Origin of the sequence: Thioalkalivibrio sp. ALJ16 (assembly GCF_000377345.1) — a bacterium.
Lineage (GTDB): Bacteria > Pseudomonadota > Gammaproteobacteria > Ectothiorhodospirales > Ectothiorhodospiraceae > Thioalkalivibrio.
In genome coordinates this window covers 24,879-45,503 of record NZ_KB898044.1, presented here as the reverse complement: position 1 = coordinate 45,503, position 20,625 = coordinate 24,879, and the positions used below count along the sequence as shown (strand labels likewise).

The 20,625-nt window shown below is 67.7% G+C and carries 20 protein-coding genes and 1 other RNA gene; 17 read left to right on the top strand and 4 right to left on the bottom strand.

Annotation, left to right across the window (positions count from 1 at the left end; translation table 11 throughout):
* The first annotated feature begins 35 nt into the window (after positions 1-35).
* The gene (locus D000_RS0108410; RefSeq protein WP_026279864.1) at positions 36-404 is read left to right on the top strand and encodes a copper resistance CopC family protein; all 369 of its coding nucleotides are present in this window, start codon (positions 36-38) and stop codon (positions 402-404) included.
* 3 nt (positions 405-407) lie between these two features.
* Positions 408-1,316: a copper resistance D family protein gene (locus D000_RS0108405; RefSeq protein ID WP_018873089.1), complete on the top strand. Its 909-nt coding sequence runs from the start codon at positions 408-410 to the stop codon at positions 1,314-1,316.
* A 59-nt stretch (positions 1,317-1,375) separates the two neighbouring features.
* On the opposite strand, the gene D000_RS0108400 is transcribed toward D000_RS0108405, so the two are convergent.
* On the bottom strand, positions 1,376-2,500 hold the full coding sequence (locus D000_RS0108400) for a S1C family serine protease (protein WP_018873088.1): 1,125 nt from the start codon (positions 2,498-2,500) through the stop codon (positions 1,376-1,378).
* A 44-nt stretch (positions 2,501-2,544) separates the two neighbouring features.
* Here D000_RS0108400 and D000_RS0108395 point away from each other — a divergent pair, with 44 nt between their 5' ends.
* The 6 genes from D000_RS0108395 to D000_RS0108370 all read left to right on the top strand — a co-directional run bounded on the left by D000_RS0108395 (position 2,545) and on the right by D000_RS0108370 (position 7,823).
* Positions 2,545-3,294, top strand: coding sequence for a Nif3-like dinuclear metal center hexameric protein (locus D000_RS0108395; protein ID WP_018873087.1), 750 nt, complete (start codon positions 2,545-2,547; stop codon positions 3,292-3,294).
* A gap of 330 nt (positions 3,295-3,624) precedes the next feature.
* Positions 3,625-4,227 (top strand): ubiquinol-cytochrome c reductase iron-sulfur subunit, encoded by a 603-nt coding sequence (gene petA, locus D000_RS0108390; protein WP_026279863.1) that lies wholly within the window; start codon positions 3,625-3,627, stop codon positions 4,225-4,227.
* Positions 4,227-5,636 (top strand): cytochrome b N-terminal domain-containing protein, encoded by a 1,410-nt coding sequence (locus D000_RS0108385; RefSeq protein WP_018873085.1) that lies wholly within the window; start codon positions 4,227-4,229, stop codon positions 5,634-5,636. Before petA ends, D000_RS0108385 begins: the two co-directional genes overlap by 1 nt.
* Positions 5,636-6,379, top strand: a complete 744-nt coding sequence (locus D000_RS0108380) for a cytochrome c1 (protein ID WP_018873084.1) — start codon at positions 5,636-5,638, stop codon at positions 6,377-6,379. Before D000_RS0108385 ends, D000_RS0108380 begins: the two co-directional genes overlap by 1 nt.
* Positions 6,380-6,753: 374 nt before the next feature.
* Positions 6,754-7,380 carry a glutathione S-transferase N-terminal domain-containing protein gene (locus D000_RS0108375; protein ID WP_018873083.1) on the top strand — a complete coding sequence of 209 codons (627 nt, stop codon included), beginning with the start codon at positions 6,754-6,756 and terminating at the stop codon, positions 7,378-7,380.
* Positions 7,377-7,823 carry a ClpXP protease specificity-enhancing factor gene (locus D000_RS0108370; protein ID WP_018873082.1) on the top strand — a complete coding sequence of 149 codons (447 nt, stop codon included), beginning with the start codon at positions 7,377-7,379 and terminating at the stop codon, positions 7,821-7,823. The genes D000_RS0108375 and D000_RS0108370 overlap by 4 nt, the downstream gene beginning before the upstream one ends.
* Here D000_RS0108370 and D000_RS0108365 read toward each other — a convergent pair.
* Genes D000_RS0108365 through D000_RS0108355 form a run of 3 tightly spaced genes read right to left on the bottom strand, consistent with a single transcriptional unit; the run spans position 7,816 to position 11,459 of the window.
* Positions 7,816-9,210, bottom strand: coding sequence for an FAD-binding oxidoreductase (locus D000_RS0108365; RefSeq protein WP_018873081.1), 1,395 nt, complete (start codon positions 9,208-9,210; stop codon positions 7,816-7,818). The genes D000_RS0108370 and D000_RS0108365 overlap by 8 nt on opposite strands.
* Before the next feature lie 10 nt (positions 9,211-9,220).
* The gene (locus D000_RS0108360; RefSeq protein WP_018873080.1) at positions 9,221-9,577 is read right to left on the bottom strand and encodes a YraN family protein; all 357 of its coding nucleotides are present in this window, start codon (positions 9,575-9,577) and stop codon (positions 9,221-9,223) included.
* Position 9,578: 1 nt separating this feature from the next.
* Positions 9,579-11,459, bottom strand: a complete 1,881-nt coding sequence (locus D000_RS0108355) for a penicillin-binding protein activator (protein WP_018873079.1) — start codon at positions 11,457-11,459, stop codon at positions 9,579-9,581.
* 69 nt (positions 11,460-11,528) lie between these two features.
* Here D000_RS0108355 and rsmI point away from each other — a divergent pair, with 69 nt between their 5' ends.
* From rsmI to mraY, 9 genes are all read left to right on the top strand, one after another.
* The gene (gene rsmI, locus D000_RS0108350; RefSeq protein WP_018873078.1) at positions 11,529-12,374 is read left to right on the top strand and encodes a 16S rRNA (cytidine(1402)-2'-O)-methyltransferase; all 846 of its coding nucleotides are present in this window, start codon (positions 11,529-11,531) and stop codon (positions 12,372-12,374) included.
* 274 nt (positions 12,375-12,648) lie between these two features.
* An RNA gene (rnpB, locus tag D000_RS13610) (RNase P RNA component class A) lies at positions 12,649-13,003 on the top strand.
* A 287-nt stretch (positions 13,004-13,290) separates the two neighbouring features.
* Complete coding sequence (mraZ, locus tag D000_RS0108345; RefSeq protein WP_018873077.1) at positions 13,291-13,731, top strand: division/cell wall cluster transcriptional repressor MraZ; 441 nt, start codon at positions 13,291-13,293, stop codon at positions 13,729-13,731.
* Positions 13,732-13,736: 5 nt separating this feature from the next.
* Positions 13,737-14,663 carry a 16S rRNA (cytosine(1402)-N(4))-methyltransferase RsmH gene (gene rsmH, locus D000_RS0108340; RefSeq protein ID WP_018873076.1) on the top strand — a complete coding sequence of 309 codons (927 nt, stop codon included), beginning with the start codon at positions 13,737-13,739 and terminating at the stop codon, positions 14,661-14,663.
* On the top strand, positions 14,663-14,947 hold the full coding sequence (ftsL, locus tag D000_RS0108335) for a cell division protein FtsL (protein WP_018873075.1): 285 nt from the start codon (positions 14,663-14,665) through the stop codon (positions 14,945-14,947). The genes rsmH and ftsL overlap by 1 nt, the downstream gene beginning before the upstream one ends.
* On the top strand, positions 14,935-16,650 hold the full coding sequence (locus tag D000_RS0108330; RefSeq protein WP_018873074.1) for a penicillin-binding protein 2: 1,716 nt from the start codon (positions 14,935-14,937) through the stop codon (positions 16,648-16,650). The genes ftsL and D000_RS0108330 overlap by 13 nt, the downstream gene beginning before the upstream one ends.
* Positions 16,647-18,191, top strand: a complete 1,545-nt coding sequence (locus tag D000_RS0108325) for a UDP-N-acetylmuramoyl-L-alanyl-D-glutamate--2,6-diaminopimelate ligase (protein WP_018873073.1) — start codon at positions 16,647-16,649, stop codon at positions 18,189-18,191. Before D000_RS0108330 ends, D000_RS0108325 begins: the two co-directional genes overlap by 4 nt.
* A complete protein-coding gene (murF, locus tag D000_RS0108320; RefSeq protein WP_018873072.1) occupies positions 18,188-19,558 on the top strand; it encodes a UDP-N-acetylmuramoyl-tripeptide--D-alanyl-D-alanine ligase in 1,371 nt (456 codons plus the stop codon). The genes D000_RS0108325 and murF overlap by 4 nt, the downstream gene beginning before the upstream one ends.
* Positions 19,539-20,621: a phospho-N-acetylmuramoyl-pentapeptide-transferase gene (gene mraY, locus D000_RS0108315; RefSeq protein ID WP_018873071.1), complete on the top strand. Its 1,083-nt coding sequence runs from the start codon at positions 19,539-19,541 to the stop codon at positions 20,619-20,621. The genes murF and mraY overlap by 20 nt, the downstream gene beginning before the upstream one ends.
* Positions 20,622-20,625 lie beyond the last annotated feature (4 nt).

Sequence of the window (20,625 nt, the reverse complement as noted above, 5' to 3'; positions counted from 1 at the left end):
ACGACACGACTGCACTTGAGCAACTAGAGGATTACATGATGACGATTGTTACCCGCAATACCCTGCGTTCCGCCCTTGCAGCCCTGCTGCTTGTCTTCTCCGCCCCCCTGCTGGCCCACGAAGGCGAGATGGGGAGCGTCCCGGAGGACGGCTCCACGGTGCAGGGCACCCCGGAGGAGATCGGGATTCACTTCGATGGCGCGATGCGCATCACCCAGTTCGACGTGATCGGCCCGCGCGGCCGTGTTTCCCTGGCGGACCAGCCCGGCAACGATCCGACCGAGGAGTACCACGTGCGTCCGGCCGGTGATCTGGAGCCGGGCCGCTACGAGGTGCGCTGGCGCGGTCTGGCCCGTGACGGCCACATGATGTCCGGGACCTTCCGCTTCACGGTGGAGAACTAGGCCGTGGCCTGGCTGTCCGCGCTGACCGGTTTGGATGCCTGGACGGTCGCCATGATGCTGGTGGCGGCCGGGTTCTATGCCGGTGCCCTGCTGGCGGCCGGGGCGGTGCTGTTTCGTCTGGCGTTTCCGGATCTGCCCGATCCGGATCGCCGGGCGGCCAGCCGCATGGGTGCGGTCGCGGCCTGGGTCGCGATCGTGCTGGCCCTGGTCCAGTGGCCGCTGCAGGCCGGATACCTTGGGGGTGGCAATAGTTCCGCCGCCTTTGACCCGATGCTGCTCGGCATCGTGTTCGAGGGCGCCCAGGGTACGCGGCTGCTGCTGGCGGTGACGGGGCTGCTGCTGGTGCAGGCGATCCTGCTGGATGCCCGGCGCCTGTGGGGGCTGGGGTACGGCCTGAGCCTTGCCGGCGTATTGCTGGTCATGCTGGCCTTCGTGCAGGTCGGACATACGGTCAACGAACCCCGGTGGCTGCTGGGTGGCCTGCTGGTGGTTCATCTGCTGGCGGCCGCGTTCTGGGTCGGCTCGCTGTGGCCGCTGTATCGGCTGGCGGGCCACCCGCCCGGCGGGTCGGATGCCATTCGGACCCTGGAACGTTTCGGCCGGGTGGCGGTCTTCGGCGTCGGTCTGCTGGTGCTGGCGGGCATCGTCCTGGCTGCGTTGCTGCTTGGCGGGGTCACGCCACTGCTGACCACCAGCTACGGACAGTTCCTGATCGGCAAGCTGCTGATCGTGGCCCTGCTCCTGCTGCTGGCGGCATCCAACAAGTGGCGTCTGGTGCCGGCCCTAGAGCGCGGCGATCCCCGGGCCCCAGAGCGGCTGCGGCGCAGTATTGCGCTCGAGATCGGGCTGGTGGGGCTGGTGCTGCTGGTGACTGCCGTGCTGACCACGATCAGTTCCCCGGCCAACGGGTAAAGACCCCCGCCTATGGAATCCGGCCCCGGGCCTCCGAGGGGGCCGGGGCGTTCGTACCCCTAGATCGGGCGCTGGGCGACGGTGGCCTCGAGTGTGATCTCCTCGCCGTCGCGCAGGAGCTCGATGCCCAGGGCTTCGCCCGGCTGCGTGCGGGCAATCGCGTTCAGTGCCTCGCGCGGGGAATTCACGCTGCTGCCGTCCAGATGGGTGATGATGTCGCCGGTCTGGATTCCGGCCTCGGCAGCCGGGCCCTCGCGCAGGATACCGGCCACGAGCACGCCCCGCGGGGCATCCAGTCCGAACGATTCCGCCAGTTCCCGGTTCATCGCCTGGACCTCGATCCCCAGCCATCCACGGGCCACGAAGCCCTGCTCGATGATCTCATTCATCACGTTGCGCGCCAGATCCACGGGGATGGCGAACCCGATGCCGTGGGATCCGCCGGAGCGCGAGAAGATCGCGGTGTTGATACCGATGACCTCGCCACGGGCGTTGATCAGTGCGCCGCCCGAGTTGCCGGGGTTGATGGCCGCGTCGGTTTGGATGAAGTCCTCGAAGGTGTTGATGCCGAGCTGGTTGCGTCCGGTGGCGGAGACGATCCCCTGGGTGACCGTCTGGCCGACGCCGAAGGGGTTGCCGATGGCCAGCACCACGTCGCCGACCTGCAGGTCGCTGGAGCGGCCCACCGTGGCGACTGCGAGATCCGGACGGCGAACCCGCAGCACGGCGAGGTCGGTGTCCGGATCGATCCCGATGATCTCGGCGGGGTGGGCGGTGCCGTCGGGCAGCATCACGGCGATGGCATCGGCCTCTTCAATCACGTGGTGATTGGTGAGGATGTGCCCCTGATCGGTCATGATGACCCCGGAACCCAGGCTGGACTGCTCGCGTTCGCCGGGGGGCAGGGGCTGCCCGAAGAACTCGTGCAGTCCGAAGCCGGGCGCGGCATCGATGCTGCGCGAGGTCATGATGTTGACCACCGCCGGGGCGGCCCGGCGCACGCCCTCGGCGTAGCTGGCCGGCGCGGAGGTCAGCGCGATCGGGCGCTCCTCCGGCGCGGACACCCGCGATTCCGGTCCGCGCTCGCCGCGCTCGAGCACGCCGGGGAAGAACACGGCGATCACCACGGCCAGGGCCACGCCGGTGACAGCGGCTTGCAGCAGGAAGCGAGAGAAATTCACCATATGCCGAATATACCGAATCATGGATCAAACAGGGGGCTTCAGCCGTGGTCGATCGCGATGAACTGATGCAGGCAATGAACGCCGAGCTGCAGCCGGAGGCGTTCCGTGACTACTGCCCGAACGGTCTGCAGGTGGAGGGGCGCCGGGATATCCACCGGATCGTCAGCGGGGTGACCGCTTCGCGGGCCCTGGTGGAGGCTGCGGTGGAGGCCGACGCCGATATGATCCTGGTCCATCACGGCTACTTCTGGAAGGGCGAGCCGCAGGTGATCACCGGCATGAAGCGCGAGCGCGTGCGCCAGCTGCTGGCGCACGACATCAATCTGGTGGCCTACCACCTGCCGCTGGATGCGCACCCGGTGCTGGGGAACAACGCCCAGCTGGCCGAACGTCTGGGCTTCACGGTGGAGGGTCCGCTGCGCGAGGACGGGGTCGGGCAGATCGGGTTCCCGGCCCGGCCGCTGACGGCCGGCGACCTGCAGGCGCAGGTCAGCCAGGTTCTGGGTCGCGAGGCGCTGTGCGTGGAGGCGGGGGACCACCCGATCCGCCGCATTGCCTGGTGCACCGGTGGCGCCCAGTCGCTACTGACCGCGGCCGCCGCCCAGGGAGTGGATGCCTATCTCAGTGGCGAGATCTCCGAGCAGACGACCCACGAGGCGCGCGAGCTGGGCGTGCACTACATCGCCGCCGGCCACCACGCGACCGAGCGTTACGGCGCGCAAGCCCTGGGGCGCTGGTGCGCCGAGCGCTTCGGCCTCGAACACCAGTTCATCGATATCGACAACCCCGCTTGAGCCTTGCCCGGCCGGTGGCACGGAACAGCGTGCCGGTCGATGGCTCATTGCGGTGCAGGCTGTGCCCTTTCGGGGCATCTTTCGGAGCTATCACAACCCCTTTTTTAATCAGACGCTTATAAGGTTTCGGCGGGTTCGAGTCCGAGTGCAATGCTCGGTCTTAAGGCACCAATCTACTTGACCTTATTAGCGTGTTCGGGAATTCTATCGGATTTTACAGCTCGCCCAGATGGGGCTCCGCGCGGACGCCGCGGGCCTTCGCGTGCCGGCTGCGCTTTCGTTGTGCGGTCGCGGTACCACGATTTCAACACGTTGTTTGGAGAGACAAACATGGCAAACCAAGGCGTAAACCGAGGCCGTCGCCGGTTCCTCGTCGCCGCGACATCCGTCGTAGGCGGAGCCGGGGTCGCCGCTGTTGCGGCCCCGTTCCTGGCGTCCTTGCAGCCCAGCGCACGCGCTCAGGCAGCCGGGGCCCCTGTCGAGTTCGACGTGTCCGCTGTCGAGCCGGGTCAGCGTGTCAGCGTCGAATGGCGCGGTCAGCCGATCTGGGTGGTGCGACGCACTGACGAGATGATCGCCGGTTTGTCCGAGGTGGCTGATCGTCTGCGTGACCCGGATTCCGAGGTTGAGAGTCAGCAGCCGGCATACGCGCAAAACGAATACCGTTCGCGCGAGCCGGAAATCCTGGTCGTGATTGGAATCTGCACCCACCTGGGCTGCTCGCCGAGCTACCGTCCCGAGATCGGCGACCCCGAGATGGGTTCCGACTGGCAGGGCGGCTGGCTGTGCGGTTGCCACGGCTCGCGCTTTGACCTGGCCGGGCGCGTGTACCGCAACATGCCGGCGGCCACCAACCTGGTGGTGCCGCGCCATATGTACCGCACCGACACCTTGCTTGTCATTGGCGAAGACGAAGACGGGGAGGCGATCTAATGGCCAGCAATCCTGATACCAAGATCCAGGGCGGCGTGCTGGGCTGGGTCGATGCCCGCTTTCCGCTCTCCCAGATGTGGAACGAGCATCTGGCCCAGTATTACGCGCCGAAGAACTTCAACTTCTGGTATTTCTTCGGCTCCCTTGCCCTGCTGGTGCTGGTCATCCAGATCGTCTCCGGCATTTTCCTGACCATGTTCTACAAGCCCGATGCGGATCTTGCGTTCGCTTCGGTCGAATACATCATGCGTGATGTGGAGTGGGGCTGGCTGATCCGCTACATGCACTCCACTGGCGCCTCGATGTTCTTCGTGGTCGTCTATCTGCACATGTTCCGGGCGCTGATGTACGGCTCCTACAAGAAGCCGCGCGAGCTGATCTGGATCTTCGGTGTGCTGATCTATCTGGTGCTGATGGCCGAAGCCTTTGCCGGCTACCTGCTGCCGTGGGGCCAGATGTCCTACTGGGGCGCACAGGTGATCGTGAACCTGTTCCAGACCATCCCGTACATCGGGCCGGACCTGGTGACCTGGATTCGCGGTGACTTCCTGCTGTCCGACGCCACGCTGACGCGCTTCTTCGCGCTGCACGTGATCGCGCTGCCGCTGGTGCTGATCCTGCTGGTGGCCGCACACATCATTGCTCTGCACGAAGTGGGTTCCAACAACCCCGACGGCATCAACATCAAGGAAAACAAGGACGAGAACGGCATCCCGAAGGATGGTATCCCGTTCCACCCGTACTACTCCGTGAAGGATCTGGTCGGCGTCGGCGTGTTCCTGATGGTCTTCGCCGTGATCATGTTCTTCTTCCCGACCGGTGGTGGCCTGTTCCTGAAGCCGGACAACATGATCCCGGCCGACCCGCTGGTGACCCCGGACCTGATTCCGCCCGTGTGGTACTTCACCTCGATGTACTCCGTGCTGCGTTCCGTTCCGGATCCGTTCCTGGGTGTGGTCGCCATGGGTCTCGCGGTGGTGATGCTGTTCTTCATCCCGTGGCTGGACCGTAACCCGGTTCTTTCGATGCGCTACCGCTCGTTCGCGGCCAAGTTCAACCTCGGCGTGTTCGTGGTTGCCTTCGTGATCCTCGGCTGGCTGGGTCTGCAGCAGGCCACCACCGAGGTCAGCGAAATGAGCCTGCGCTGGTCCACGGTCTACTTCGGGTTCTTCTTCCTGCTGTGGTTCCTCAGCAAGGAGCGCTCCGTCGCCTTCAGCCTGATCGCATTCGCCGTGGTGGTGGGTATCTACACGATCTACGACATCCTGCGTTTCGATCCGAGTGACGCGAGTCTGATCATGTGGTCCTGGCTGATTCCGACCGTGTATCTGTTCGTGACCATGGTGGCCCCCGCCTTTGCGCGTGGCCTGGGCCGTGACCGTGCCGTTCCGGAAAGGGTGACTTCGTAATGAAAACGCTGATTGCAACTACGTTCCTGGCCGCTGCGGCCCTGTTCACTGTCCCGGCCGCTTCCGCGGCCGGGGGTAGCGGTGACCTGCAGAAGGCCAACATCGACGTGACCAACGAGGCCTCGTTGCAGCGCGGTGCCAACCTGTTCATGAACTACTGCATGGGCTGCCACAGCACCGAGTACATGCGCTACAACCGCGTGGCGCGCGATATCGGCCTGACCGACCAGCAGATGGAAGACAACTTCATCTTCATTACCGACGAAGCCGGCGATCCGGTCGGTGTCGGCTCGCTGATGAAGAACGCGATGAGCGAGGCCTACGGCGAAGAGGCCTTTGGTGTCGTCCCGCCGGACCTGACCATGACCACCCGCATCAACGGCGAGGACTGGGTCTACACCTTCCTGAAGAGCTTCTACGTGGATGATTCGCGTCCGCTGGGCGCGAACAACACCGTATTCAGCAACGTCGGCATGCCGCACGTGCTGTGGGAGCTGCAGGGCTGGCAGGAGAAGGTCGTCGATGAGGACGGCAACGAACGCCTGGAACTGGTCCGCTCGGGCAAGATGACCTCGAGCGAATATGACCGGGCCGTGCGCGACATCGTGACTTACCTCTCCTACATGGGTGAGCCGATGCAGCTCGAGCGCCAGCGGATCGGCCTGTACGTCCTGATTTTCCTCGGGATCTTCACGATCCTTGCCTACTTCTTGAAAAAGGAGTACTGGAAAGACGTACACTAGGCGGCCTGAACCGTCGCCGGCGCGAGGCCAGGGATGACCCCGCGCCGGTGTTATTGACCGTCTGCCCGGCGTGGCCTCGTGCCCGACCGGGGTAGGGAAACGCTGATTAATGTACACACTCGCGTTGGTACCCCAGGTTTTCCGAGACAAGGCGCGGTGCGCAGCCGGTAGTGGTTCTACCGGCAAGGGCCGCAACGCAGGATCGGGGAACCTGGGGTACCAACCCCAAGGGGCTCGGCCGCTTTTGCGTGGGAACGGCGTTGCGCCTCCTTTGTGCAGAATGACTGCACGGCAGTCACCGCGCCTTGTTCGCACGCAAAAGCGACTCGAGCGCGAGCGTGTACATCAATCAGTGTTTCCCTAGGGAGAAAGCCATGGCGCTGGTCGCCAATCGTCGTTCCGTAATGACCCTGTTTTCCGCTCACGACTGCGTGCGCTGTCACCGCGTGCGTATCATCCTCGCCGAGAAGGACATCGCGGTGGATGTCGTCAACCTCGGGCCGGACGAGCTCCCCGAGGACCTCTCCGATCTCAATCCCTACAACGAGGTGCCGACCCTGGTGGATCGGGACCTGGCGCTGTACGGAACCCACGTGATCACCGAGTACCTGGACGAGCGTTTTCCGCATCCGCCGCTGATGCCGGTGGATCCGGTCTCCCGCGCGGCCGCGCGGCTGGCGCTTTATCGCGTCGAGCGCGACTGGTATGAGGGACTGGACGCCGTTTATCAGGCCTCGGGCAATGCGTTGACCAAGGCACGCAAGATCCTGCGCGAGAGCCTGGTCAGTTCGGCCGAAATCTTCGAGCTCAAGCCGTATTTCCTGAGCGACGAGTTCTCCATCGTCGACTGCGCGATCGCCCCTGTGATGTGGCGCCTTCCGGTGGTCGGCATCGATCTCGGATCGCTGCCGCAGGCCATCCAGGACTACGCCGACCGCGTGTGCAAGCGTGAGTCGTTCCAGTTGAGTCTGACCGAGGCCGAGCGCGAGCTGCGCCTGTGACTTCGTCGCGCCCCTATCTGCTCCGGGCACTGTGGGAGTGGGTCACGGATAACGGCTTCACGCCGCATATCCTGGTCGACGCTACGCTGGATGGCGTGGTGGTGCCCGCGGCATTCGTCGAACAGGGCAAGATCACGCTGAATGTTGGCCCGTCGGCCGTGCAGGCGCTGAACATCGGGGACGATGCGGTGGCCTTCTCGGCCCGATTCGCCGGTAATCCGATGGACGTGTACGTGCCGATGACCGCGGTGCTGGCCATCTATGCCCGCGAGAACGGGCAGGGGATGATGTTCGGCAGCGAGCCGGGACCCGGTCCGGAAGACGGCCCCGGCGGCGATGGGCCGGACGACCCGGGTCCCAAGGGGTCCGATGCGGGTTCCGGTCAGGAAGGGGACAAGCCGGCCGCCCGGCGCAAGGGCCCAGCACTGAAGGTCGTCAAGTAGGGTCGGCCAGGTCCGGGCCCGGCGCCTTGCCGGGGTTCAGGATATTGTCGGGATCAAAGTGCCGCTTGATCCCGGCCATCAGTGCCAGCGCCACGGGATCGACCTCCCGTCCCACGAAGGCACGCTTCACCAGGCCGATGCCGTGTTCGCCGGACAGCGTGCCACCCAGCCCCAGTACCAGTGTGAATACCGCGTCCAGGCAGCGCTCGGCGGCCGCGAGCTCCTGCGGGTCATCCGGGTTCACCAGCAGGTTGACGTGGATATTGCCGTTGCCGGCATGGCCGAAATTCACGATCCGGATCGCATGCTCCGCCGCCAGGCGGTCGAGGCCGGCGATCAGGTCCGGGATGCGTGACACCGGGACCACTACGTCCTCGTTGATCTTTTTCGGCGCCACCGTGCGCAGCGCCGGCGAGAGCGCCTTGCGCACGGCCCACAGCGCCTGCGCCGCCTCCGGGGTGTCGGCACTGACGGTCTGCAGGCAACCCTCGCCCTCTGCCGCGCGGCGCACGCCGGTCGTGGTCGCGGCGATGCCCGCCTCGGTGCCGTCGGTCTCGATCATCAGGATGGCCCCGGCATCCGCCGGCAGCGGGCAGTCGGACGCATAGTCGCGGATCATCGCAATGGCCGAGTGGTCCATGAACTCGAGCGCCGAGGGCACCTCCGCGCGCGCCATCAGGCGCGACACCGCGCGTGCGGCGGCGTCCACGTCTCGATAGACCGCCTGGATCAGGCGTGTGGCCTCGGGCCTGGGGGTCAGGCGCAGGGTCGCCTCGGTGATCACCGCAAGCGTGCCTTCGGAACCGATCAGCAAGCGTGTGAGGTCGTACCCGACCACGCCCTTCGTAGTGTGAACCCCGGTACGAAAGGCCTCGCCGGTGCCGGCCACCGCGGCCAGGCCTAGCGTGTTGTCTCGTGGTGTGCCGTACTTGACCGCATGCGGCCCGGCCGAGTTATAGGCCAGGTTGCCACCGAGCGTGCAATAGGCACTGCTGGTCGGATCCGGTGGCCAGAAGAAGCCCTCCCGTCCCGCAGCCTCCTGGATCGCCCCGTTGGTCACTCCGGGTTCCGCAATCAGCCAGCGGTTGGCCGGGTCCACGTCAAGGATTCGGTTCATGTGCTCGAAGGAGACGACCAGGCCGCCATGGTCCGGGACCGCGGCGCCGGTGGTTCCGGTGCCGCGGCCGCGGCTGGTCAGGGCGGTGCCGAGCCTTCGGCACAGGCGCACCAGTTCGCGCACCGTGGCGGCATCGCGCGGAAACGCCACGGCCTCCGGCACCGCATGCAGCTTGGAGTTGTCGGCCCCGTAGGTCCAGCAGTCCGCCGGGTCGACCAGATAGTCGCCAGCGGGCAGCAGGCGTTCCAGCTCGCGTTGCAGTGGAGTCATACCGCCCGCCTCACGTGGCGTGGCCCTGGATCGCGTCCTGCAGCCACTCGATGCGGTTGGCCCCGTCCAGGGTCACGACGTCGAACCGCACCGGCCCGGTCCAGCGACTTTCCTGCAGATAGGCCTCCGCTACTCGCAGCAGCCGATCCTGCTTGCGCCGGTCGATGCTTTCCGCGCCGCCACCAAAGCCCGGGTGACTGCGCTTGCGCACCTCCACCAACACCAGGGTCTCGCCCTCCAGTGCGACGAGGTCCAGTTCGCCGTAGGGGCGGCGGACGTTGCGGGCGCGCAGGTGCAGACCCTGGGCCTCCAGGTAGTCCGCCGCGAGTTGCTCGGCGGCCTGGCCGGCCGCGCCGGGGCGGAACATGTCAGGTGTCCCCGGCGCTCGCGGGCCGGTCGATCCGCTGGGCCTCGCCGCGCTCGAAGCGCGCCCAGGCGGGCTCGCGCACCCATTCGTGGCTCAGGGGGTTCAGTCCCCAGGTCCCGGTGCCGCCCGGCAACTGGTGATGAGGTGCTGCGCGCACGGCGTCCTGGCGCAGGCTCAGGCGCAGCGCGTCCATGCCCAGTGCCACGAACCGGGGCAGTTCCTCGGTGAGGGGCTCCTCCCCCATCTCGCCGAGCGGGCGGATGCTGTCGAACAGGCGCGGGGCGTCCGGGAATACGATGCCGTTCAGATCCGCGTCGCGCCGTGGATCCGGGTACCCGGCGTAGACATGGGAGGTCGCCATGATCGGGAGCTGGGTGGCGCGGTGAAAATGCAGGTGCGGCACGATCCGTCGCACCTGGCCTGCGGCACCGGCCACGAACAGATGGTCAACGTCAGCCCGTACCTGCGGGTCGGCCTCCAGCTCCAGCCCGGTGCGGCGCGCAACGTCGCGGATCCGGGCCTCGCTCTGCGGGATGCCAACGGCATTCCCGATAGTGGCATTGAGGTCGTCCGCGGTGGGCTGCACGCGGACCACGGCGCGCGCCTGCAGCTCCAGCTCCGCGAGTGCTGCCTGGTGGGCCTGCGCGACGCGGTCGCCGAAGGTTCCTTCGGGCAGGATCACCAGCGCGTGGTTCCAGCCGGCGCGGGCCGCGCGATCGGCCACGGCGCGTGCATCCTCTTCCGGATTCAGCGCCAGCGTGGAGACATTGTCATGCGCACGGACGTCGGTACGGTTGAGCAGGACGGTGGGGCGCGTCTGTTCGCTGGCCGCCACCTGCTGAACCGACTCGCGGCGCAGCGGGCCGATGATGCGGGCAACCCCCGATTCGACCCCACGCCGGTACAGCGCGGCTGCGGCGTCGGGTTCCCCGCGGGTATCGCGCACGATCAGGCGACCGTTGCCGCTGCCCTCGGCGTAATAGGCGCGGGTGATCCCGTCCAGCACCGCATTGCCGAGCTCGGCGAGGTCGCCGGACAGCGGTAGCAGCACGAGGGTGTCGCCGCCGCTGTCGGCGCCCAGCGGAAAGCTGGCCAGCAGGTCCGGGAGCAGGCTGTTGGCCGGGTGCGAAGGGTTGCGCTCGCGCCACTGTGCGGCGGCCTGGCGGGCTTCTTCTGGCGAGCCGGCATTGCGCAGTGCGATGAACAGGCGTACCCAGGCGTCGCCGTCCGGCGGGTGGTTACCAAGTACCTGTTCCCGCTGGGCCGGGCGCAGCGCCGCCAGCAGCCCCCAGATGCGCTGCTGGTTTTCGCCGTGCAGGCCCGGTTCCATGATCAGCTGGCCGTCCAGCCGCAGGCGGCTGTCCAGGGCCTGATACCATTGGCCTTCGTGTTCCAGCAGGCGGGCATGCAGGGAAAGTCCCTGGCGATAGACCTCGGGGGTGCGGGTCGGATCGTCCGGGTCATCCGCGCCCAGGCGTTCACGGGCCTGTTCCCAGTCGCGCCGCTCGGCGGCCAGGCGGGCGCCAAGCAGACGGGTTGCCTGCGGCTCGCGCTCGGCGTCGGGCAGCTCGCTCCAGAGGCGGTCGGCCCGTTCCAGCTGGTCCGCGCTGGGGGCTGCCAGCGCCAGGACGGCCGCGACGGCCTCGCGAACGGTCTCCGGTTCCGGTCGCGCACGGGCCTCGCTGAGCAGCAGACTGGCGCGTACCTCGGGCGGCAGCTCGACCAGGTCCTCGCGCTCAACGGGCTCGGGCTCCGGAGTCGGGTCCGGACGCGGGGTCGCGCAGCCCGCCACAATGATCGTGGTGAGCAGCAGCAGGGCAAGACGGGGCGAGAGCCGGGCGCTGCCGGCGCGTTGGTGAGGTCGGGGCACGATGGTGGTCACGAGGTTTCCCTGGCGAATGAGGAGTCAGTATTGAAAGCGCATCAGGCCGTGTCAACGAACTGCGGCACGTTGTGGGTGGTTGCCACCCCGATCGGCAATCTCGGGGATCTGAGCCCCCGGGCCGGCGAGGTCCTAGGGCAGGTGGCGCGCATCGCGGCCGAGGATACGCGACACAGCGCCGGGTTGCTGGCGCACCTGGGTATTCGCGCCTCGCTCGTTAGTCTGCACGAGCACAACGAGTCCGAGCGCGTCCCGATACTCCTGCAGGCCCTGCAGGCGGGGGAGTCGGTCGCCCTGATCTCGGATGCCGGCACCCCGCTGGTGTCCGATCCGGGGTTTCGGCTGGTGCGCGCCGCGCGCGAGGCGGGGTTGCCGGTGCGGGCGGTGCCGGGGGCCAGCGCCCCCCTGGCCGCGCTCGCGGTGGCCGGGCTGCCGTCGGACCGTTTCTGTTTCGAGGGCTTTCTGCCGCATGCGGCCGGGGCCCGTCTGCGCCAGCTGGAGATGCTTCTGGCCCAGCCGGTCACTACGATCGTATTCGAGTCCTCTCATCGTATCCGCGCTGCGGCCGGGGACCTCGCCGGGCTGGCGCCTGCGCGCGAGGTTTTTCTGGCGCGCGAGCTGACCAAGCAGTTCGAGGAGCATTACCGGGGCTCCGCTGCGGACCTCCCGGCCTGGCTGGATGCGGATGCCAACCGCACGCGCGGCGAGTTTGTCCTGATCCTGGGGCCAGCCCCGGCCCCGGAAACGGGCGGCGAGGCCGACGAGCCGCTGGCGTCCGAGCATGAGCGCCTGCTGGTGGCGCTGATGCAGGAGCTCCCCCTGAAGCGGGCCGCGCGCCTGCTCTCCGATGCCACGGATCTGCCACGCAATCGCGTCTACGCCCGCGCCCTGGCACTCAAGGACGCCAAACGCTAGGCCTGTTGTTCAGCCACCGAAAGGGCAACGGCAAGAGCGGTCGACAGGAAGGGTAGAAGATGGGAAGAAAATCATTGTTGGGAAGGGTGGCTGGTTGTTGTCGTATCGCCCGGATCACGGTGTTTGGAGTCCAGTTGATTTCCTTCCGATCTTCAAACCTTCCTGTGAATCGCTGTTGACCTTGATCCGTGCGCCTGATGGCGGGTCAGGCCCTTGTTCGTCAGGACCTGGCCACGTCTTGCGTTCGCGGGCGGGGCGGCGTACAAGGAGCGCGGGAGTCGGCCAGGCAGTCGCTGCACCCTTGGGTGTGGAGGAAAGTCCGGGCTCCGCAGGGCAGGACGCCAGGTAACACCTGGGCGGCGCGAGCCGACGGAAAGTGCCGCAGAAAATACACCGCCGATGGCCCCGGTTCGCCGATGGCACAGGTAAGGGTGAAATGGTGCGGTAAGAGCGCACCGCACGGCTGGTAACAGTCCGTGGCAGGGTAAACCCCGTCCGGAGCAAGGCCAAATAGGGGTGCATGGTGTGGCCCGCATCGCACCCGGGTAGGCTGCTCGAGGCGTCCGGTGACGGACGTCCCAGATGAATGACTGTCCACGACAGAACCCGGCTTACGGCCGGCTCCCACTTTTTCCCACCTGCGAGTCTCCCGCCGCCGTGCCGGCTCGGGCCGGTCCCGCTGTGTCTGCGGAAAACTTGTAAAGTGATGCATGAAGTTTGGGCCTCAACGCGAGGCTTTTAATACCCTTCTTCCAGCTCGTTCGGCGCCTTCGCGTCGGTCGCGCTAAGTCTCTGTGATTCAACGCTTATTTTTTGTTTTTCGGGGTCGATTTTCTTGACTCTGGAGGATGCCCGTACCTATAGTGTCGAAAAGTGGGGCAAAGTGGGGAAAGGTGGGTAACCGCCGCTATCAATCATGTTTCGAGGCGTCAGCCAGCTCAATCTGGATGCGAAGGGCCGCCTGGCCATGCCGGCGCGGTATCGCGACGACCTCGCTATGAGCTGCAACAGCCAGCTGGTGATTACCGTTGATCCATCCCGCTGCCTGCTCCTCTACCCGTTTCCGGAATGGGAGCGCATCGAGCAGAACCTGATGTCCCGCCCCAACATGAATCCCAAGGTGCGCAACCTGCAGCGCCTGCTGGTGGGTCACGCCACCGAATGCGAACTCGATGGCAGTGGCCGTTTGCTGCTGCCGACGCCCCTGCGGCGGTATGCCGGCCTGGAAAAGCGGGTCGTCCTGCTGGGCCAGGGCAAGAAGTTCGAGATCTGGGACGAAGCCACCTGGGAAGAAACCTGTGCCCAGGTGCTGGGGGGTGACGTGGATGACGAAGCGCTCGAGTCCATCGCGTTGTGACGGACATGGAAGCCGTCTCCCATATCCCGGTGCTGCGCGACGCGGTGCTGGAGGGCCTGGCCGTGCGTGCTGACGGGTTGTACGTCGACGGCACCTTCGGCCGCGGTGGACACAGCCGCGCCATCCTCGAGCGTCTGGGTCCGGAGGGGCGCCTGCTGGCGATGGATCGCGACCCGGAGGCCGCCGCAGCCGCTGCGGACTTGGCCGACGACCCCCGTTTTGCGTTCGAGCCGGCACCCTTTTCGACCATGGCCGCCACCCTGTGTCGCCGCTTTCCCGGCCGCCCGGTGGACGGGGTATTCCTCGATCTGGGCGTGTCCTCCCCGCAGCTGGACACCCCCGAGCGCGGTTTCAGCTTCCAGCACGATGGTCCGCTGGACATGCGCATGGACCCCACCTGCGGCGAGAGCGCGGCGGACTGGCTGGCCCGTGCCGACGAGACCGAGATCGCCGACGTGATCTATCGCTATGGCGAGGAGCGTCATTCGCGGCGTATCGCGCGGGCGATTGTGGAGGCGCGCCGCGAGGCCCCGATCACGCGTACGGGGGAGCTGGCCGAGCTCGTCAGCCGGGCCGTCCCCCGGCGCGAACCCGGCAAGCATCCGGCCACTCGCAGTTTTCAGGCCCTGCGCATCTTCGTGAACCAGGAACTGGCCGAGCTGGAGCAGTGGCTGGCCACGATCCCCGACGTGCTGGCGCCGGGCGCGCGTCTGGTCGTCATCAGCTTCCACTCGCTGGAAGACCGCATGGTCAAGCAGGCCCTGCGCAAGCCGGTTGCGGACGTGCGTCTGCCGCGCGGTCTGCCGGTGATGCCGGAGGAACCGGAGCGCAAGCTGCGCCCGGTGGGCAAGCCGATTCACGCCGACCGCGATGAACAGCGCCGCAATCCGCGTTCGCGTTCCGCGGTGCTGCGCATCGGGGAGCGGCTCTGATGGTCGCGCGCGGGCTCCTGGCGGTGGCACTGGCGACCGGCGTGTTCGCCTCCGCGATTGGCGTGGTGGCGGCCAAGCACGAGGCGCGCCAGGCCTTCATTGACCAGCAGCAGGCGCTGGCGCAGCGCGACGTCCTCAACCTCGACTGGACTCAGCTGCAGATCGAGCAGTCCACCTGGGCCACTCAGGGCCGGGTGGAGGAACAGGCGCGCGAGCACCTGGGGATGATCCCCCCGGACTCCGATCGGATCGTCGTGATCGGAGGTGACACATGGGCGCGCTGAAGCGGCAGATCAGCGGCGGACGGCTGAAGGTCGTCATTGCAGTCTTCGCGGTCGCAAGCGCCGCGCTGCTGCTGCGCGCGATCGACCTGCAGGTACTAGAGCGCGACTTCCTGACCCAGCAGGGCGAGCAGCGCCAGGTGCGGACCCTGACCGAATTCGCCCATCGCGGCATGATCACCGATCGCCATGGCGAACCGCTGGCGATTTCGGCGCCGGTGCAGACCGCCTGGGCCAATCCGCAGGACCTGATGGGGCAGCGCGAACGCTGGGACGAGCTGGCGGCGGCCCTCGGGGTCGAGCCCGACTGGCTGGCCGAGCGCATCGAGGCCCGCGCCGGGCGCGAGTTCATCTACCTGCGTCGCCACATGCTGCCGGCCCAGGCCGAGCAGGTGGCCGCCCTGCGCATGCAGGGGGTTGGCCTGAATCGGGAATTCCGGCGCTATTACCCGCATGGCGAGGCCACCTCGCACGTGCTGGGCTACACCAATATCGACGATCAGGGCCAGGAGGGCGTCGAGCTGGCCTTCGATCACTGGCTCTCGGGGCACCCCGGGGCCAAGCGTGTGCTGCGCGACCGCCATGGCCGCACCATTCGCGATGTCGCCAGCATCCGCCCGGCCCGGGACGGCAACACGCTGGCCCTGACCCTGGATCAGCGGCTGCAGTACCTGGCCTACCGCGAACTCAAGACCGCGGTGACCGAGCACAACGCGCGCGGTGGATCCGCAGTTCTGCTGGACGCGCGTAGCGGGGAGGTCCTCGCGCTGGTCAACCAGCCTGGGTTCAACCCGAACAACCGCGGCGCGATCCGGTCCGATCGGGCCCGCAACCGGGCCGTCACCGATACTCTGGAGCCGGGGTCGGTGATGAAGCCATTCACCGTGGCCGCTGCCCTCGATGCCGGGGTGGTGGATCCGAATGCCACCCTGGAAACCGGCCCGGGCACCATGCGGGTCGGCCGCCTGACCGTGCGCGACCTGCGCGACTACGGGACCATCGACCTCACCACGCTGATCGCCCGCTCCAGCAACGTCGGTGCGACCCAGCTGGCTCTGGACACCCCGGCCGACCGCTTCTGGCAAACCCTGCATCAGGCCGGCTTCGGGCAGGCGCCGGGCACGCATTTCCCCGGCGAGGCCACCGGTCGCCTGCGTGATTTCACTACCTGGCGCGAGGTCGAGCAGGCCACGCTCGGTTATGGCTACGGCCTGTCGATGTCCGTTCTGCAGATGGCCGCCGCGTACACTGCGTTTGCCAATGCCGGTGAACGCATCCCGGTGCGCCTGGTGCGCACCGCGGACGACCTGCGCGAGCCCGCGCGCGTGATGGCGCCGCAGACGGCCCGCCAGGTGCTGGCGATGATGGAACACGTGATCGGCACCGAAGGTACCGCCCGCCAGGCCGCGATCGACGGCTACCGGGTCGCCGGCAAGACCGGGACCAGTCGCAAGAGCGGAGCCGGCGGCTATACCGAAGACCGCTACTTTTCCAGCTTTGTCGGCCTCGCGCCGGCCTCCGATCCGCGGTTCGTGATGGCCGTCGTCATCGACGAGCCGGGCGCCGGCGTGTATTACGGCGGCGCCGTGGCGGCTCCGGTATTCCAGCGCGTGATCTCTTCCGCGCTGCGCATGTTCAACGTGCGCCCCGACGCGATGCCGGAGATCCCGGTACGCCTGGCCGCGGAACGCGAGGGGGCGACATGATGGCTGCCCGCGATACCCGTGTGCCGAACACGCCGCTGCTGGGCGAGATCCTCCCGGCCGGGCTGCTCCCCGCCGGTCTGGAGCGCCTGCCGGTGAGCGACTTGATCCAGGACAGCCGCCAGGCGCGCCCCGGCTGTGCGTTCGTCGCGCTGCCCGGGACCCGGGGGCATGGTCTTGCCCACGCCGCCGAGGCGGCCGCGCGCGGCGCCGGCGTCGTCCTGTGGGACGAGGCGCCGAACCCGGAGATGACCCTGGCCGTGCCGCAGGTACGCGTGCCGGGCCTGCGCGACCGCCTGCCGCAGATGGCGCAGGCCCTGTACGGCGCCTGGCCGGCCACCGACCCGGTGGTGGCGGTGACCGGCACCGATGGCAAGACCTCGGTGACCCACCTGATTGCGCTGGCCCTGGAGCACCTGGGACGCCCGACCGGGCTGATGGGCACCCTGGGTGTCGGCCGTCCCGGGCACCTGGTGGATACCGGTCATACCACCCCCGGCGTGATCGACCTGCAGCGTCATCTGGCCGCGCTCACGGACGCCGGCTGTCGCGCGGTGACTCTCGAGGCGTCTTCGCACGGGCTGGCGCAGGGTCGCCTCGCCGGGGCCCCGATCCGGGTGGCGGTGCTGACCCATCTGAGCTCCGATCACCTCGACTTCCACGGCACCCGCGAGGCCTATGCCGCCGCCAAGGCGCGGCTGTTCGCCTGGCCGGGGCTGCAGGACGCGGTACTGAACCTCGACGATCCCTTTGGACGCCGGATGCTGGCGGACCTGCCGCCCGGCGTGCGCGCGCTGACCTACAGCGCCGACGGCCGGCCCGAGGCCGACCTGCGGGCGCACGGCATCGAGGCCACGCCCGCGGGCCTACGCTTCGTGCTCGAGACCGGTGACCAGTCCCGGCTCGTGCATTCGCCCTTGTTCGGGCGATTCCAGGTCGCCAACCTGCTGGCCACGCTGGCCACTCTGCGGACGCTGGGCGTCGACCTCGACGCCGCCGTTGCGGCAATGGCACAGCTGAGCGGCGTGCCCGGGCGTATGGAGCGTTTTCCCCAGGCCAGCGGCGCCCTGGCGGTGGTCGACTACGCGCATACCGCGGAGGCGCTGGCGTCCGCGCTGAAGGCGCTGCGCGCGCACACCCGCGGCCGCCTGAGCGTGGTGTTCGGCTGTGGCGGCGAGCGTGATCGCGGCAAGCGCCCGGCGATGGGCGCGGCCGCGTGCCGCGGGGCGGATGTGGTGTTTGTGACCGACGACAACCCGCGCGGGGAGGATCCTGCCGCGATTCGCGCCGAGATCCTCGCGGGCTGTGCCGACGCCGCGGAGTGCCACGAGATCGGCGATCGCGCCACCGCGATTGCCAGCGCCCTGGCCGAGGCGGGCGCCGGCGATGTGGTGCTGATCGCCGGCAAGGGGCACGAAACCACGCAGGAAATCCACGGCGTGCGCTACCCGTTCAGTGATCGCGAGCAGGTTGGCGCCGGGGTGGGGCTGCAGCCAGCGGGCGCGCAAACGGCCGCCGCCCTGAAGGGCATGGGGGAAACATGATCCAGATGACCAGCCAGGAACTGGCGACAGCGGTTCAGGGCCGACTGCAGGGCGCGCCGGACGCAGCCTTTTCGGGGGTGTTTACCGACACTCGTGAACCGCGGGCGGGGGCCCTTTTTGTGGCCCTGCGCGGGCCCAATTTCGATGCCCACGACAAGCTGACGGCAGACCTGCCGGCGGCCGTTCTGCTGGTGGAGCGCGCGGTGGATACGTCGCTGCCACAGGTCATCGTCCCCGATACCCGCGAAGCCCTGGGGCGGCTGGGCCGCGAGTGGCGGCGCCGCAGCCGTGCGCGGGTGATTGCGCTGACCGGCTCCAATGGCAAGACCACGACCAAGGAGATGCTGCGTTGCATCCTCGAGGGGGTGGGTTCGGTGCATGCCACCGCGGGCAACCTGAATAACGAGATCGGCACCCCGCTGACGCTGCTGGCGATGCCGCTGGATGTGGATTACGCGGTGATCGAGCTGGGCGCCAACCACGCCGGCGAGATCGGTCGTATGGTGCGCTGGGTCGAGCCGCAGGTGGCCCTGATTACCAATGCCGGACGGGCGCATCTGGAGGGCTTTGGCAGCCTCGAGGGCGTCGCGCACGCCAAGGCCGAGATCTACTCGGGCCTGCCAGCGCAGGGCGGCACCGCGGTCGTCAACCTGGATGATCCGTTTGCCGACTACTGGCTGTCGCTGAACGCACACCACCACTGCCAGCGCTTCTCGCTGGAGGGTGGCGGCGAGGTCGAGGGCATGTGGCAGGCCCCGGACCGGCTGCGTCTGGCCATCCTCGGCGCCGGGCGCGACCTGAGTCTGGTGGGCCCGGGGCGCCATCTCGCGGCCAACGCCGTCGCCGCCGCCGCGGCGGCGAACGCGGTCGGCATCGGAATCGACCGGATTGTCGAGGGCCTCGTGCGCTGGAAGCCGGTGCGTGGACGCCTGCAGGAGTTCTGGCACACCAGTGGTGCGCGGGTATGGGATGACAGCTACAACGCCAACCCGGACTCCCTGCGCGCCGGGCTGGAAGTGCTGGCCGCGATGCCCGGACGCCGCATCCTGGTCCTGGGGGCCATGGGGGAACTCGGCGCCGAGGCCGGCGAGCTGCATCGGGAGACCGGCCGACTCGCCCGAGCGATGGGCATCGACCAGTGCCTCACCCTGGGCGCAGCGGCGCGCGACAGCGCCGATGCCTTTGGCGAAGGCGGCGAGTGGTTTGCCGACCATGAAGCGTTGCGCGCACGCCTGGAGCCGTTGCTGGCGGCCGGTACGACCGTACTGGTGAAGGGCTCGCGCAGCCAGCACATGGAACAGATCATCGAGGGGCTGGATCTGGCCTCGGCGGCGCCGGAGGTGGCGAATGCTGTACGCGCTGACTGAGTACCTGAGCCAGTTCCATTCAGGTTTCACGGTCTTCCAGTACCTGACCGTCCGCGCCATCCTCGGGGTGGTCACGGCGCTGGCCATCGCACTGCTGATCGGTCCGGCGATGATCCGCCGCCTGACCGTTGGCAAGGTGGGTCAGCAGATCCGCGACGACGGGCCGGAATCGCATCTGAGCAAGGCCGGCACGCCAACCATGGGCGGTGCCCTGATCCTGGTTGCGGTCGCGGTGGCCACCTTGCTGTGGAGCGACCTCAGCAACCGCTTCGTCTGGATCGTCCTGCTGACGACGCTGGCCTTCGGGGCTGTGGGCGGCTGGGACGATTACCTGAAGCTTCGCTACGGCAACAGCAAGGGGCTTTCGGCACGCGCCAAGATTCTGTGGCAGACCCTGTTCGCGCTGATTGCCGCCGGGGTGATCATGTACACCGCCCAGAGCCCGGTGGAGACGACGTTCTACCTGCCGGTGTTCAAGGATCTCCAGTTCAGCCTGGGCTGGCTGTTCATTCCGCTGGTCTGGCTGGTGGTCGTCGGCGCCTCCAACGCGGTAAACCTGACCGATGGGCTGGATGGACTGGCGATCATGCCGGCGGTGCTGGTGGCGGGGGCGCTGGGCGTGTTCGCCTATGCCGCCGGCCACGCGGTGTTCGCCGAGTATCTCGGCATCCCGGCCGTGCCCGGGGTCGGCGAGGTCGTGATCTTTACCGCGGCCCTGGTCGGTGCCGGTCTCGGGTTTCTGTGGTTCAACACCTACCCGGCCCAGGTCTTCATGGGCGATGTCGGGGCCCTCGCGCTTGGCGCGGCCCTGGGTATGCTGGCGATCCTGACCCGGCAGGAGATCGTCCTGCTGATTATGGGTGGCATCTTCGTGCTGGAGACCCTCTCGGTGATGCTGCAGGTCGCGTCGTTCAAGCTGACCGGACGTCGCATCTTCCGTATGGCGCCGCTGCATCATCATTTCGAGCTCAAGGGCTGGCCGGAGCCGCGCGTGATCGTGCGCTTCTGGATCCTGACCGTGGTGTTCGTACTGATCGGTCTCGCGACCCTGAAGGTGCGCTGACGCC

What these genes read in the sequence shown, in the direction of transcription:
- D000_RS0108410 (WP_026279864.1), top strand. Translation starts at nt 36, where the DNA reads ATGATGACGATTGTTACCCGCAATACCCTGCGTTCCGCCCTTGCAGCC.
- D000_RS0108400 (WP_018873088.1), bottom strand. Translation starts at nt 2,500, where the DNA reads ATGGTGAATTTCTCTCGCTTCCTGCTGCAAGCCGCTGTCACCGGCGTG.
- petA (WP_026279863.1), top strand. Translation starts at nt 3,625, where the DNA reads ATGGCAAACCAAGGCGTAAACCGAGGCCGTCGCCGGTTCCTCGTCGCC.
- D000_RS0108385 (WP_018873085.1), top strand. Translation starts at nt 4,227, where the DNA reads ATGGCCAGCAATCCTGATACCAAGATCCAGGGCGGCGTGCTGGGCTGG.
- D000_RS0108380 (WP_018873084.1), top strand. Translation starts at nt 5,636, where the DNA reads ATGAAAACGCTGATTGCAACTACGTTCCTGGCCGCTGCGGCCCTGTTC.
- D000_RS0108375 (WP_018873083.1), top strand. Translation starts at nt 6,754, where the DNA reads ATGGCGCTGGTCGCCAATCGTCGTTCCGTAATGACCCTGTTTTCCGCT.
- D000_RS0108365 (WP_018873081.1), bottom strand. Translation starts at nt 9,210, where the DNA reads ATGACTCCACTGCAACGCGAGCTGGAACGCCTGCTGCCCGCTGGCGAC.
- D000_RS0108360 (WP_018873080.1), bottom strand. Translation starts at nt 9,577, where the DNA reads ATGTTCCGCCCCGGCGCGGCCGGCCAGGCCGCCGAGCAACTCGCGGCG.
- mraZ (WP_018873077.1), top strand. Translation starts at nt 13,291, where the DNA reads ATGTTTCGAGGCGTCAGCCAGCTCAATCTGGATGCGAAGGGCCGCCTG.
- rsmH (WP_018873076.1), top strand. Translation starts at nt 13,737, where the DNA reads ATGGAAGCCGTCTCCCATATCCCGGTGCTGCGCGACGCGGTGCTGGAG.
- ftsL (WP_018873075.1), top strand. Translation starts at nt 14,663, where the DNA reads ATGGTCGCGCGCGGGCTCCTGGCGGTGGCACTGGCGACCGGCGTGTTC.
- D000_RS0108330 (WP_018873074.1), top strand. Translation starts at nt 14,935, where the DNA reads ATGGGCGCGCTGAAGCGGCAGATCAGCGGCGGACGGCTGAAGGTCGTC.
- D000_RS0108325 (WP_018873073.1), top strand. Translation starts at nt 16,647, where the DNA reads ATGATGGCTGCCCGCGATACCCGTGTGCCGAACACGCCGCTGCTGGGC.
- murF (WP_018873072.1), top strand. Translation starts at nt 18,188, where the DNA reads ATGATCCAGATGACCAGCCAGGAACTGGCGACAGCGGTTCAGGGCCGA.
- mraY (WP_018873071.1), top strand. Translation starts at nt 19,539, where the DNA reads ATGCTGTACGCGCTGACTGAGTACCTGAGCCAGTTCCATTCAGGTTTC.